The following is a 13,891-nucleotide window of genomic DNA, read 5'->3' as shown; positions in this document are numbered from 1 at the left end:
TCAAATCCGATAGATGGTGTATTGTTATCAGGTGACATCTACTATTGTCATATGACAACGCGTCTGTTGTCACTTTAAAACTTATTGTATCTTTTGATTGTATTGATGTTTAGTGTTTATTTGCAACGTGATTTACGAATAAGTTAAATCTAAACTCTGTGATTTCTCCACTCAAGTGAGTTCTTCATTTCTTTAAGACAGGTATGCTACTTGTTGAAAAAATATACCAATCGTTTTATTAACAGACTAAATTTATTACAATGGAAAAGAATTTTGATGTAATTTTTTCACAGATTCAAAAGTCTCTGGAAGATCAACTGGCAGAAAAGAGTGTAAGTGAAACCACTGTTGAACAAGCAGTAAATGGTGGTGGTACTATTCCGTTTGAACTGGGGCGTAGAACAGGATAAAATACCTTTTTCTGTGCGTGTCTATGTATCAGAACGTGAAGATGCTTAATTCTAAGCATGAGAAATTTTTAGGTTTGGGTGTTTGGATGGATATTAGCAAATAAAAAAGTCTACTTTCACAAGTAGACTTTTTAATTCTTATAATGACCAATACCTTAACCTTAAACGAGAGGCCTAAGCCTCGAATATTACTTTGTGACAAATATATATATACTTTTTGATAAATGCAAGCGCTATCGCCTTTTTTTCAAGATGTATGTAAAAATGATAATGACTGGTTTCTACAAAAACAGGTGAAAGTGAAACGAAAGTGTAATTTAATAGTAAAAGGAATGTCATTTTGATCCTGATATATCATAAATTAGAATGTTTTAAAAGTAAATATTCGCTGCTTTTCAAAGAAAAATATTATATTTGTAGACAAGTGTAAAAGTCTGAGCTTCTTCATCTGTTGTTTGTGATTCAGGAATAAACTATCCTTGTATATTATATAATGTAATCCGTCTGTCTGAATAAGTGCTCTGAGACTTGAATTATTCTAATCTATCTAAAAAGCAGTGATGTTTATGATTAAAAGAAAAGAACTAACGTACGACAATTCTTATTTACTGAAAGTGTTTAACAGAGATTTTCCTCATTTGATAGCAATGGCGGAAGAGAGCCGGAGCGTGGAGCTGTTCAGAGAAGCTCTTCGTTCTTTTGTCTCTTCACGGCTAGATACGGGTGAGGGGGGCAGTAATATGGGGAATGCCGTGGCGAAGCGTATTTTACTTTTATTGGATTATGATGAGACGACGGTAGATGAACTCTCAACCGGTGAGGAACTGTCGATACATACCTTTACCTATTTCTGGCAATTACTGACCGGGAAACTTACTGATAATGTATCACCCGATCTTTTCATCGATTTGTATCATCAGTTTATGTTACTGGAGCATCCGGAAGAAATTGTTCCTGATCGCTCGCAGGTAAAACGGCAAATGAGTCGTTGGCCGACAGGGTTGGATGAGGAAGTGATAGCCGTTCGTGAAGCGAATAAAGATCGGATAATCAGAAGACTGATCCGTAAAATAGAACGTCGTAATGCACCATCGTCCCGATATCAGTTTACTCCGGAAATGACAGAGGAGGAAAAATATGATCAGGTGAAGGAATGGTGGAATACGGCACGTTTTCATTTAGCGCTGGCTATCAAAAGCCCGAAGGAACTAAATTATTTTCTGGGCGATTCCCTGTCAGAGGAGATGATGCAATTGCTGAGCCATGCCCGGAAAAAAGGCATGCCGTTCTTTGTCACTCCCTACTATTTGTCGTTGCTTAATCCGGGAAAAGAGGGATATGATGATGAGACAATCCGGTCGTATGTCTTGTATTCGGAAGAACTGGTGGAGACATACGGAAGTATCAAAGCGTGGGAAAAAGAGGATATAGTAGTACCCGGGCAACCCAATGCTGCCGGGTGGTTGTTGCCCGAAGGGCATAATATCCATCGTCGTTATCCTGAAGTTGCTATCCTGATACCGGATTCGATGGGCCGGGCTTGTGGAGGGCTATGTGCTTCCTGTCAGCGAATGTACGATTTTCAAAGTGAACGTTTGAATTTTGATTTCGAAGCATTAAAAGCAAAAGAAAGCTGGGATAAGAAATTGCGCCGGTTGATGCATTATTTTGAGGAGGATGCCCAGTTAAGAGATATCCTGATTACCGGGGGAGATGCGCTGATGAGTCAGAATGCAACACTACGCAAGATATTGGAAGCCGTATATAAAATGGCAGTTCGTAAACGGAAAGCCAATGAAGAACGTCCGGAAGGTGAAAAATATGCTGAGTTGCAACGTGTACGTTTGGGATCGCGTTTGCTCGCTTATCTTCCGTTGCGTATAACGGACGAACTGGTAGCCATTCTAAAAGAGTTTAAAGACAAAGCTTCTACGGTTGGTGTTTCCCAGTTTATTATCCAGACCCATTTCCAGTCTCCTTTAGAAGTAACTCCCGAGGCTAAACGAGCCATACAAGCGATCCTTGATGCCGGATGGGTCATTACCAACCAGTTGGTTTATACGGTAGCTGCATCCCGGCGGGGGCATACGGCTAAGTTACGCCAGACTTTGAATTCGGTAGGGATCATTTGTTATTATACCTTCTCCGTGAAAGGCTTTAACGAAAATTATGCCGTGTTTACACCTAATAGCCGTTCGTTGCAGGAACAATACGAAGAGAAGGCATTCGGTCACATTCCAGAAGATAAACTGGAGGAACTGGATAATATAGTAACGAATAAGCGTCCGTTGGGCAAAAAGTTGATAGGTTTCCTTAGAGACAATCATTTATTATTTGCAGCAACCGACCGGAGTGTATTGAATTTGCCGGCAATCGGAAAAAGCATGACATTTAAAACGGTAGGATTTACGGCAGAAGGCAAGCGTATCCTGAAGTTCGACCATGATACCGGTCGTCGGCACAGCCCGATCATTCATCAGATGGGAGAGGTATTTATTGTCGAGAATAAATCGGTTGCGGCCTATCTTCGGCAGTTGGAAGAATTGGGAGAGGATGTGAAAGAATACCGTAGTATCTGGAATTATTGCGAAGGTGTCACGGAACCACGTTTCAGTTTATATGAATATCCCGGTTATCCTTTTGCGATCACAGAAAAGATGACAAATCTTGAACTTGAAAACGAGTAAAAGTGTATCTTTGTTCCTGCTAAACCAATAAAGAAATGATACAAAACGAAAGAGAGATACGACACGAACATGTGTTAGCTGTTGTCCGTCAGATGATGACGGCTGCCCGGACGGCTCCGAAAGGGAAAGGTGTTGACATTATAGAGATTGCAATGGTAACGGGTGATGATATCCGGCATCTGTCTGAAGAGATGTTGAAGGTTGCCGCTGAGACAGGATTAAAGTTTTTCTTACGTGATGCGGATAACATCCTGAGCGCCGAGGCTGTTGTGATACTCGGCACGCGTCAGCAGGTACAAGGACTGAATTGTGCACATTGCGGATATGATACTTGTGTAGAGAAACCGGCAGAAGTTCCGTGTGCTATTAATTCCGTAGATTTGGGTATTGCAATCGGATCAGCTTGTGCTACGGCTTCCGACCTGCGTTTGGATACGCGTGTCATGTTTAGTGCCGGCCTGGCTGCACAGCGTTTGGGATGGCTCGGTGAAGACAGTAAATGTGTGATGGCTATCCCGGTCAGTGCCTCTTCAAAAAATCCGTTCTTTGATCGTAAGCCTAAAGAACAACCTGTGAAGTAATTAGCTGGATTTTGGACAAATAACAAGATTATTCTATGATAAAGTTTGAAAACAAACTTGAACTTCGTTATTCTTTTAACGATAAGTCCAGCTATATGGACGCGATGATCAAACACCGTTGTGAGAAAGAAATACTTTCCATGATCCGTGTATTGGCTGATATGCTGGATGTGAAGATGACTGCCCATTGCGAACCTGTTCCACTGGCAGGTGGATATCGGGTCGTATGGCCGATAGCTGGCGAAAGTCCGCGTGCTATTTCCATTGTATTGAATATATTGATGCAGGTTCTGTCACGTCCGACCTTGTCGGTAGGGGGACAACCCATTGCCGACCGGACGAATGCCGATGAAGAGAATATGCAAAAAGAAATATTACTCCTGAAACGTTCGCTCAAATTGAAAGATCCGGGTGCCCGAATCCCTCATGAACTTATAGAGTTACTGTCCTCATGGCCTAAGTTCAGTAAGTGTAAATCCAATTTTTATGAAGCGTTGAAGGGATATCCCAAGGTGACAAAGATAAATGTACGCGAATTGAATGCAAATAACGGCAGCCGTTCCGGTTCGCTGGAAGTAAAACGTGAGCAGTTCGATTACTTTATCCTGCGTTCGGACGATCTGCCTACCATCAAAGATAATAAAGCGACGATAGAAATTATTTCGCCTGTATTGAAAGATAGCCGTTATCGTTGGAAGGGTATCTATAATAAAGGAGGCGAGACGATCGACTTTTATATGTGCGACGAAGAATTCAAGAAACAGATGTTCGATGAAAAGATCTCTTTCACCAGCGGTATGTGTATCGACTGCGTATTGGAGATTGCACGTAAGTTAAGTGAATTGGGTGAAACGATCAATGTCAGCTATACGGTGACTACCGTGATTCGTACCCGTTTCGATAAACTTGAAATCGTTACCCCACAGGGCAAGCGTCATCTGCGCAAGCTGGAGGCGGAGAAGAAACAACTTACACTCGACTTATTTGGCTAACTTTTCCTATCTTTACGCCAAATCTTAAAGATGTATGGCTAAGACAAAAACAGTATATGTCTGCTCCAATTGTGGAGCAGACTCTCCTAAATGGGTCGGTAAATGTCCTAATTGCGGCGAATGGAACACGTATGTGGAAGAAATCGTCGCCACCAAAGAACCCTCGGCAAAACGTATTATTCCAGGAATAACTGATAACGAGAAAGTGCGTCCGGTCTTATTACGCGATATCACGTCCGAAGAAGAATCCCGTATCGATTTGAAGGATGAAGAGTTGAACCGTGTCCTCGGTGGGGGGCTGGTGAAAGGATCGCTGGTACTGATCGGTGGTGAACCGGGTATCGGCAAGTCAACTTTGGTGTTGCAGACCGTCTTGGGGCTGAACGGGCTGAAAACATTATATGTTTCGGGTGAGGAAAGCAGTCGGCAGCTTAAACTTCGTGCCGACCGTCTGGCTCATGAAAATCCGGACTGTTTTATCTTATGCGAGACAAACCTGGAACAGATATTTGTACAGGCTCGTAACGTGCAACCGGATTTAATGATCATCGACTCTATCCAGACTATCTATACCGAGATTGTGGAATCGTCTCCCGGTAGTGTCTCCCAGGTGCGTGAATGTAGCGCCGCTATCCTGAAATATGCTAAAGAAAGTGGTGTGCCTGTTTTGCTGATCGGTCATATTAATAAGGAAGGAAGTATTGCCGGGCCAAAAGTCCTGGAACATATTGTCGATACAGTGCTTCAGTTTGAAGGCGACCAACATTATATGTACCGTATTCTGCGCAGTATTAAAAACCGTTTCGGTAGTACGGCTGAATTGGGTATCTATGAAATGAGGCAGAATGGTTTACGTGAAGTAAGCAATCCGTCGGAATTATTGTTGACCCAAAATCATGAGGGGCTGAGTGGGGTGACGATCGCCGCTGCGATCGAAGGGATTCGTCCTTTCCTGATCGAGACTCAGGCATTAGTAAGTTCTGCTGTTTACGGTACGCCGCAACGCAGCGCAACGGGATTCGATCTGCGACGAATGAATATGTTGCTGGCAGTTCTTGAAAAACGTGCCGGATTTAAATTGATACAAAAGGATGTGTTTCTGAATATTGCCGGTGGTTTAAAGGTAAATGACCCTGCTATTGACTTAGCTGTTATCAGTGCCGTACTTTCATCGAGTCTCGATATCAGTATCGAGCAAGGTGTATGTATGTGTGGCGAGGTCGGTTTATCGGGTGAGATTCGTCCGGTCAACCGTATCGAGCAACGTATCCTGGAAGCGGAGAAGCTAGGTTTTTCGCGTATAATCATTCCTCATAATAACCTGAAAGGTTTCGATACCGCTAAATGTAAAATACAGATTATACAGGTGAAGAAAGTGGAAGAGGCTTTCCGTCATCTGTTTGGATAATCGTTTTCTCTTTATAACAAGTAAATAATGATACAAGAATTACAACTCCGCATTCTGCCGGAAGAAGCAGTCAATGAGCAATCCCTGAAACAAGTCGTTGCACGGGAAACCGGTTCCCCTCTCAAAGATATACAAGCAGTACGGTTATTGAAACGTTCGATCGATGCCCGTCAGCGTACGATTTATGTAAATGTTAAACTGCGTATATTTATTAATGAGCAGCCGGAAGAGGCAGAATACCAGTCGGTGGAATATAAAGATGTATCAAGCGGTAAACCTGTGATTGTGGTTGGTGCCGGCCCCGGAGGACTGTTTGCCGCTCTGCGTCTGATTGAACTAGGCTTGCGCCCTGTTATCATAGAACGTGGTAAGAATGTTCGCGATCGAAAGAAGGATATTGCATTGATCAGTCGTGAGCATGTCGTGAACAGTGAATCGAATTACAGTTTCGGTGAAGGTGGTGCCGGGGCTTATTCGGATGGTAAGTTATATACCCGCAGTAAGAAACGCGGTTCAGTAGATAAGATTCTGAATGTTTTTTGTCAGCATGGTGCCAGTACCTCGATCCTGGCAGATGCCCATCCTCATATAGGAACGGATAAACTGCCCCGTGTGATAGAAAATATCCGTGAGCAGATCATCCGTTGTGGCGGTGAAGTTCATTTCGAAACCCGTATGGATGCTCTGATCCTGAAAGACAATGAAGTTGTCGGTATTGAAACCAATACAGGAAAGACCTTTCTTGGCCCGGTTATCCTGGCAACTGGTCATTCGGCCCGTGATGTTTATCGATATCTTTATGAGCAAAAGATCCCTATCGAAGCTAAAGGAATTGCCGTGGGTGTTCGTTTGGAACATCCGCAGGAGCTGATCGACCAAATTCAGTATCACCGTAGAGAGGGGAGAGGAAAGTATCTTCCGGCTGCCGAATATAGCTTTGTTACGCAGGCAAGCGGAAGAGGTGTGTATTCTTTCTGTATGTGTCCCGGTGGATTTGTCGTTCCGGCGGCAAGCGGTCCGAAACAAGTTGTTGTAAACGGTATGTCGCCGTCTAACCGAGGTTCGCGCTGGTCGAATTCCGGAATGGTGGTAGAGATCCGACCTGAAGATTATCCGGAACTGATGAAACATGAAGAGATAAAGGTCCCTGCCGATTCGCCTTTAGCATTGATGGCTTTTCAGGAAAGGCTGGAAGAAGTATGTTGGCTGAACGGTGGTATGAAACAGACAGCACCAGCCCAACGTATGAACGACTTTGTTACGAAGAAAAACTCGTTCGACTTGCCGGAGTCTTCCTATACACCCGGTTTGTTGGCTTCACCGCTTCATTTCTGGATGCCGGAGTTTGTAACCAGTCGCCTGCGCGATGGTTTTCGTCATTTTGGCAAGACATCGAAAGGTTTCCTGACCAATGAAGCTCTGATGATAGGAGTGGAGACACGTACGTCTTCCCCTGTTCGCATCCTTCGTGATCGCGATACGTATCAGCATATTACTCTAAAAGGACTTTTCCCTTGTGGGGAAGGAGCAGGCTATGCCGGAGGGATTGTCTCTGCCGCTATTGATGGGGAACGTTGTGCGGAAGGAGTTGCCGCGATGGAGACGCAGTCTTAATAGAACTACGTTAGTTGTGGGAGCAAATATATAAATAATTTGTTACAGCCAAGGCTTTGTATTCAATAAATTGCTAAAAAAGTATTAGGGGACGCTGATAGCGCAGACAAGCGCAGAGTTACGCAGATTTTAATTAATTATCTGTGTGACTCTGCGCTTGTCTGCATCATCTGCGTCCCCTAATTCGTACGTAGTTCTATTAAAACAAAGTCAATACAGCCCATGAATTGTGAAAGCTTGAAACTCACCCGGATAAATTCGAGTAGTAAAAGATGGAATGATGCTAAAAACATGTTTTTCCCTTCGAAAATTTACTCTATTTCTACCTGGCTTACATCGTCTATCTCTCTTTATAGCAGGATAATAACTTTGCTTTTTGTGTTGTTTCTATCCATTCCTGCGTATCTGAATGCACAACCGGGACTGGAAGGGACGGTACAAATCCGAGTAAATGACCCTTCGGTAACTGTCACGGTAAATAAGCCAACGGCTCGTATAGGAGAGACGGTGACTATTACCTTGGATGGTTTGACGGGTGGAAAGAGAGCAACAGTGACTGCTGGAATGTCTTTTGGTTCGAATGATATAACAACGCTTAAACAGGGTACAGCGGAAAATACCTATACTTTTGAAATGCCCAACTATCCTGTATATATAGATGTACAGATAGAATCATCGGGTAGCATTGACGCATCTTTCTATCCGCTCAGCATCGAAACATCCGGCGTATCATCCGACAAAGTAACCATTACCATTACTGAGACAGAGGGGGTTACTTCTTCCGGATCCTCTTACATGGCAAAAGCAGGTGCAGAAGTGACCGCTACCCTGCAAACACTGCTATCCAGCCGCTTGAGTTTGTTGAGTATTCGTGCCTATGCACCTGACGGCACTTGGCAATCTATCCCTCTGATTGCTACGGGCGGAACGGATCCGAATAGCATTACTTTCACTATGCCGGCGACTGAGGTCGTTATCCGTTTTACCATCCATGAACAGGCTCTGCCCGATCCTAGTCCTGATCCGACCCCTGTTTATTACGATATAACTCTCCCTGCTGTGCAAGGGGCTGTTACCGACCCGGTAGCAGGCACATACTCGGTTGAGGCGTGGAACAGCTTCAAGTTTTACCTGACACTCGACAAAGACTACGACCAGTCCGAGCCGGTGGTAACGACCGACTGGGGCGAAGTGTTGAAACCTCGCTCCAGTGATGGTGCCTACGTTCTTTCGTTTGTGCGGCAGAATATAACCATCCGGATTGACGGTATCCGTCAGAATGCTTCGGTTGCCAACGAGGAGATTGGGATGGCAGCCAAGGGGTTCAGCCTTCACTGTGAGGGCAACATCCTGTATATCCGGAGCGAGCGTATGGAGAAAGCGTATATCTACCACCTTAGCGGCGCATTGGTGCGTACCGTGCAGGTGATGACTGGTGTGCAGCCGGTAACACTTCCCAGCGGTGCCTACATCGTGCGGATGGGAGAGAAGAGTCAGAAAGTCATTTTATAAATCATATATGTTAATGTATAGTATAAAGAACTTGGTATATGGAGCAGCCCTATCCGTCCTGCCTTTGTTGATGACGGGCTGCGGTGATGACGATACGGCATTACCGGTGGGAGAGACAGCGGAAGTCTCCCTGACAACACGTGGAGAAACGGGAACTGTTGATTATCTTTTGTTGGTATTCGATGGTGATGGCGCTTGTGTCTGCAACCGGTCGTTCGGCTCCGGCAACGAGAGCATCCGCTTGGCAAATGGCAGCTATCAGTTTGTCACCCTTTCGGGTATGGAGGGTTTCGAACTGCCTGCATCGGGGACGACAACGGATATCAAAGCTTCCACCTTGATCCCTTTGAAAGAGGGTGGGACTTGTTCTCCCGCCATGGTTAGTGGATTGGAGAAGGTCGAGATATCGGGTGCTACAACCTATGAGGCAAACTTGCAACCTGCCACTTGTCAGTTACAATTGAAACTAAAGGATGCTCCCGATGGAGTCGAACTGGCTTTGACCAATATGTATGCCGGTATTTCCCTCACGAACAAGTATGACAATGTTGAAAACATATCTTCTTATCCGTTGAATAGCGGGGTAAACATCTGCCTACCAACGAAAGAGAACGCCACATTGCAATATTCCCTACCGGACGCGCCCGAGCCCGCCTTAGAAGGAACACTCGACCTGGGGACGCCGCTCAAAGCCGGTTACACCTATTCGTTCTCTATCCAATGGCATGAGGGAACGATGGAGATAACATCTTCTGTCACCAACTGGCAACTAGGTGGTGACGAAGTAGAAGGAGATGCTGATTAATGATAACAAATACATGAAAACAATGAAAAGAATATCCTGTTTACTCACAAATCTGATGGCGGTAACCTTGTTGCTTACCGCTTGCAATCAGGAAGAACTCCCGGAATGGGACGGTCGCCTTTATCTAAGTAGCGGAGTTGCTACGCTGACCCGCGCCACACACGGGCTGGATACGGAAATAGCCGAGAATGAAAAGGTCTGGCTATATGTGGATGGTGTTACAGGTTCAGAGCCTGCGCATCAATATTATAGAAAAGAACTAACGGCTAACAAAGAGAACGGTTTTACCGGTGCCGATGAGATGTATTTCCCAGCCGAAGAGGAAAGTATCAATCTCTATGCATTTCATATTAATGGACCATCTAGTATGCCTACTGATTATCCAACTGGAGATTTGACTCATAAAGTAGAAACAGACCAGCAAAGCACGACCGGTGGTGGTTACGCCAAATCCGACCTGCTCTATGCAACAGTGTCGAACACGAAGAAAGAAGCAAAAGACGCCAAAGGCGCCATCACCCTTCCTTTCAAACATCTCCTTTCGAAAATCGAGGTGGTGTTGATAAAGGATAAAAGTTTGGGTGACAAAGGTATTTCCAAGGTGGAAATACTAAATACGCAGTTGCAAGGAACTTTCAAGCCGTCGAAAGATAGCAAGGACATTTCGGTAGCACCAAGCGGGGAGATAGATGCAGGAACCTCTAACGCAATCCTAATCGACAAAAGCGAGACAACTGATACGGATGCACCGGAACTCAACGAGGCGATTATCATCCCTCAAACGCTTAACGCACAAACCGCTTTCATCCGTGTCACTTTGTCGGATGATACCGAATTGACATACAAGTTGGGAGAAGCAACAACTTTCGTCAAAGGGCAAAGATACCGTTACACCATCACCGCCAAACTGACGGAACTGACGGTGACAGCAACGATTACCGGGTGGGAAGGGGAGAGCAACAAGTACACAGGCGAAACCGAAATGTAACCCCTCATTTCAGAACCAACCCGCCCGGAGGGAACGAACCGGGCGTTCTATCATATATAAACTAAATAAATCAATAACATGGCAGACACAAAAACAAATTACATCTGGTCGTACGATCTCGTTGAGAATATGATGACCAAAGACGTTAAAGAAGATTACGTGGCAGCGATACAAACCAAGAAGTCATTGACGATTGCGGATATTGCTGCTGCTATCTCTGCTGAACGAACAGAGTACCGTGTCGATACGATTGTCAACATCGGTACCCTGATCGACGAAAAGATTCGCCAGTTGCTGTGCGACGGCTATACCATCGTGACCGGCTCGGCACAGTATGCTCCCTCATTGAGTGGCGTTTTCATTGGCGACACGGGGGTGATAGACCCGGCAGTCAACAAATGCGCCGTCAATATCACCCCTTCGCAAGCAATGCGTACGGAGGTGGCCAAGGTCGAACCGAAGTTCTCCGGTACCGTCCGCCGTATGGGTGGCGCACGTATCTCGCTGGTGAAAGACGTGGCAACGGGCAAGACCGACGGTACGATTACGGCAGGTGGCATGCTGGATGTAAAAGGTACGAAAATCCGTTGCGTAGGAGCCGACGGTACCGGTCTGGGGGCAGTGAAGTTGCTCAATTTGGCTGACCAGACGGAGGCTGCATCTTTCACGCAGTTGGGTATCAACGATCCCAGCCGCCTGATGTTCACCTTGCCAGCCGACCTGGCGGATGGCGAATATCAGCTGGTGGTGGAGACATGGTTCAGCTCTGCCAGCACCTTGCTGAAAGAGATGCGCACATTGGTTTACCCCATCACATTGGTAGCTGGCAAGAAAGATGACGACGATGACGATCGCCCCGTCATCGAGTAGCCGTTCCCCGCACGAAGCATGCGCCGTTCCCCGCATGCTCCGTGCGCCGAAGCGCGCATACCGTATGCGTCGGGGCGCGCTTGCTTCATGCGTCGGACGGCGCAGGGTATCTGCTCTGGTCTCTGACAATATATTTGATAATAATAAAAATGATATGAAACGAAACTATTTACTAGCAACAATATCCTTGCTGGCAGCCGCTCTTCTCGTAGGCGGTTGCTCGCAGGAAGAAACAACGGTGACCGATGGCACGACATTGCCTGAAGGAATGTATCCGCTGACGTTTACGGCGGTGCAGACTGGGGATGGATTGGCGACGCGGGTGGAGGAAAACGATAACGGAATGAGTAGCCGATGGAGTGAAGGTGATAAAATAAAGGTACGAATTGGTGAAGGTGAAGAAGGTACTTACATGCTGAATGCAAATGGTGAGGCAACAGCAGAAGAGCCATGTTACTGGCAGAATACCAATGAGGCAACGATTAATGCCTGGTATTCCAATATTACAGGTCAGAGTACGACAGACAAGACTGTTAGCCTTGCCGACCAATCGAATGGGCTTGCGTATGTGCTGAAAGTGGAACAGGGTGTCACAGCAAAGTATAATGATGAAAATATTCCTTTGCCTTTTAAACATCAACTAGCCAAGGTGCGGGTGAAACTGGAGGGAAATGAGGAAAATTGGGTGGATAGGATAATAATAAAAGGCTACACGTCTTGCTCCATTACTGAGGGCACTGTCGGGGGCAGTAATGGAGCAGAGGGGGATATCACAATGAAGAAAGTCGACAGTAGCGGAGAATATTGGGAAGCTTGTCTTGTGCCGCAAATGAATGTGAGTGATATAGAACTAATCAAGATTAACGGATTAAGGAAGATTAATGTCAGTGGAATATCGTCTTTCGTAGCGGGCGAAGCATATACTATCACTGCTAAATTAGAACCAATCGGAACAAAGACTAAAGATGACTTAACAATTGGTTTTGGTGACTACTTCTTTTATGATGGTACATTTGAAAGTCATAATAAAAAACTGACTGATAAGCAAAAAGCTCTTTGTATAGGCATTGTCTATGCCGTAGAATCTAACAAAATACGTGTAATATCTATGAACAATGCTGCCTACGATCACACTGTGGGAGCGCACAGAAGTGAGGCAGAAAAGCTGGCTGAGAATTATGAACCGGTAGCACCAGCGAACACAAGTGGTTGGTATTTACCAAGTGTCAACGAGTGGAGAACTATATTTGATTTGCGCGATCAATTGAATGCGTTGTCTTCTGTTGGTTTTACGGCTTTCACTGTGACTTCAAGTCAATACACAGCGCATTATTGGGCTTCGGATGAAGGATACCATGATGTTGATTTGATTGGTAACTGGCAAGATCAAACTAATCATAATAATACTTTCACATTTGGAGTACGCTCTATTTTGTATATTCCTAAATGATAATAAATGTTTTGTAAGATGGCAGTACGAGATAAAGTTTTATAAGAATTAGAACCTGGGCAGATATACCACATATCTGCCCGGTTTTATTATAGCTGGACATAGTCTTCTGCAAATGACTTGTCTTTTTTTAAGGCTGCCAACTGTAATATAGGCGAAATCAAATAGCTCAATCCGGTAGAGTAAAAATCCCTAAAGTGGCATTTATTCCTGCGAAATCCATCCGTATGTGAGCGAGTTTCTTTATTTTTGGAATCAATAACGATTATGTGGAAAGAAGTAATGCAAGCAAAGTATTTGGATGGTTATCGCATCTTGGTGACATTCAATGACGGTATTCGTAAGGTGGTAGACTTCACGTCCTTGATAAATACTTATCCCGTATTTAAGCCTTTAAAGGAGATGGCTCTATTTAAAAGTTTTTCTGTTACGGATACATTGGAGTGGAAAGATGGTGTGATTGATATTGCACCCGAATATCTGTATGAAAACGGTGTTTTGGCATAAAAGCCTGTCTATTTGCAATAAGACATCTCGCTGACGTTTACGGCTGTGTAGACTAGTGATGGATTGG

Annotated in this window: 12 protein-coding genes; all 12 read left to right on the top strand. The window is 44.8% G+C overall.

What is annotated here, in order from left to right:
- Positions 1-260: 260 nt before the first annotated feature.
- Complete coding sequence (locus BQ7394_RS25805) at positions 261-410, top strand: hypothetical protein (protein WP_154674742.1); 150 nt, start codon at positions 261-263, stop codon at positions 408-410.
- A 566-nt stretch (positions 411-976) separates the two neighbouring features.
- Positions 977-3,097 (top strand): KamA family radical SAM protein, encoded by a 2,121-nt coding sequence (locus BQ7394_RS12820; RefSeq protein WP_075560011.1) that lies wholly within the window; start codon positions 977-979, stop codon positions 3,095-3,097.
- Between the two features lie 35 nt (positions 3,098-3,132).
- A complete protein-coding gene (locus BQ7394_RS12815; RefSeq protein WP_075557795.1) occupies positions 3,133-3,678 on the top strand; it encodes a ferredoxin domain-containing protein in 546 nt (181 codons plus the stop codon).
- A gap of 35 nt (positions 3,679-3,713) precedes the next feature.
- Entirely contained in the window at positions 3,714-4,670 is a 957-nt protein-coding gene (locus BQ7394_RS12810) for a hypothetical protein (RefSeq protein ID WP_075557794.1), read from the top strand.
- Positions 4,671-4,704: 34 nt separating this feature from the next.
- The gene (gene radA / locus BQ7394_RS12805) at positions 4,705-6,078 is read left to right on the top strand and encodes a DNA repair protein RadA (protein WP_075557793.1); all 1,374 of its coding nucleotides are present in this window, start codon (positions 4,705-4,707) and stop codon (positions 6,076-6,078) included.
- Positions 6,079-6,105: 27 nt separating this feature from the next.
- Positions 6,106-7,692: an NAD(P)/FAD-dependent oxidoreductase gene (locus BQ7394_RS12800; protein WP_075557792.1), complete on the top strand. Its 1,587-nt coding sequence runs from the start codon at positions 6,106-6,108 to the stop codon at positions 7,690-7,692.
- 222 nt (positions 7,693-7,914) lie between these two features.
- Positions 7,915-9,204 (top strand): hypothetical protein, encoded by a 1,290-nt coding sequence (locus BQ7394_RS12795; RefSeq protein ID WP_075557791.1) that lies wholly within the window; start codon positions 7,915-7,917, stop codon positions 9,202-9,204.
- Between the two features lie 13 nt (positions 9,205-9,217).
- On the top strand, positions 9,218-10,009 hold the full coding sequence (locus BQ7394_RS12790; RefSeq protein WP_075557790.1) for a FimB/Mfa2 family fimbrial subunit: 792 nt from the start codon (positions 9,218-9,220) through the stop codon (positions 10,007-10,009).
- A 22-nt stretch (positions 10,010-10,031) separates the two neighbouring features.
- Positions 10,032-10,997: a fimbrillin family protein gene (locus BQ7394_RS12785; RefSeq protein ID WP_161951795.1), complete on the top strand. Its 966-nt coding sequence runs from the start codon at positions 10,032-10,034 to the stop codon at positions 10,995-10,997.
- 78 nt (positions 10,998-11,075) lie between these two features.
- Complete coding sequence (locus BQ7394_RS12780; RefSeq protein WP_075557788.1) at positions 11,076-11,867, top strand: DNA-binding domain-containing protein; 792 nt, start codon at positions 11,076-11,078, stop codon at positions 11,865-11,867.
- A 154-nt stretch (positions 11,868-12,021) separates the two neighbouring features.
- Positions 12,022-13,317 carry a fimbrillin family protein gene (locus BQ7394_RS12775; protein WP_075557787.1) on the top strand — a complete coding sequence of 432 codons (1,296 nt, stop codon included), beginning with the start codon at positions 12,022-12,024 and terminating at the stop codon, positions 13,315-13,317.
- Between the two features lie 267 nt (positions 13,318-13,584).
- Positions 13,585-13,824 carry a DUF2442 domain-containing protein gene (locus BQ7394_RS12770; protein WP_075557786.1) on the top strand — a complete coding sequence of 80 codons (240 nt, stop codon included), beginning with the start codon at positions 13,585-13,587 and terminating at the stop codon, positions 13,822-13,824.
- Positions 13,825-13,891: the final 67 nt, after the last annotated feature.

The sequence above is a fragment of the Parabacteroides timonensis genome, assembly GCF_900128505.1.
Taxonomy (GTDB): Bacteria; Bacteroidota; Bacteroidia; order Bacteroidales; family Tannerellaceae; genus Parabacteroides; species Parabacteroides timonensis.
Note: the sequence above shows the minus strand (reverse complement) of the source record. Positions and strands in the feature narration are given on the sequence as shown.

Bases quoted from the DNA above. Each gene is read 5' to 3' on its own strand.
- BQ7394_RS12800 (WP_075557792.1), top strand. From the start codon at position 6,106: ATGATACAAGAATTACAACTCCGCATTCTGCCGGAAGAAGCAGTCAAT.
- BQ7394_RS12810 (WP_075557794.1), top strand. From the start codon at position 3,714: ATGATAAAGTTTGAAAACAAACTTGAACTTCGTTATTCTTTTAACGAT.
- BQ7394_RS12790 (WP_075557790.1), top strand. From the start codon at position 9,218: ATGTATAGTATAAAGAACTTGGTATATGGAGCAGCCCTATCCGTCCTG.
- BQ7394_RS25805 (WP_154674742.1), top strand. From the start codon at position 261: ATGGAAAAGAATTTTGATGTAATTTTTTCACAGATTCAAAAGTCTCTG.
- BQ7394_RS12770 (WP_075557786.1), top strand. From the start codon at position 13,585: ATGTGGAAAGAAGTAATGCAAGCAAAGTATTTGGATGGTTATCGCATC.
- BQ7394_RS12775 (WP_075557787.1), top strand. From the start codon at position 12,022: ATGAAACGAAACTATTTACTAGCAACAATATCCTTGCTGGCAGCCGCT.
- BQ7394_RS12815 (WP_075557795.1), top strand. From the start codon at position 3,133: ATGATACAAAACGAAAGAGAGATACGACACGAACATGTGTTAGCTGTT.
- BQ7394_RS12780 (WP_075557788.1), top strand. From the start codon at position 11,076: ATGGCAGACACAAAAACAAATTACATCTGGTCGTACGATCTCGTTGAG.
- BQ7394_RS12795 (WP_075557791.1), top strand. From the start codon at position 7,915: ATGAATTGTGAAAGCTTGAAACTCACCCGGATAAATTCGAGTAGTAAA.
- radA (WP_075557793.1), top strand. From the start codon at position 4,705: ATGGCTAAGACAAAAACAGTATATGTCTGCTCCAATTGTGGAGCAGAC.
- BQ7394_RS12820 (WP_075560011.1), top strand. From the start codon at position 977: ATGATTAAAAGAAAAGAACTAACGTACGACAATTCTTATTTACTGAAA.
- BQ7394_RS12785 (WP_161951795.1), top strand. From the start codon at position 10,032: ATGAAAAGAATATCCTGTTTACTCACAAATCTGATGGCGGTAACCTTG.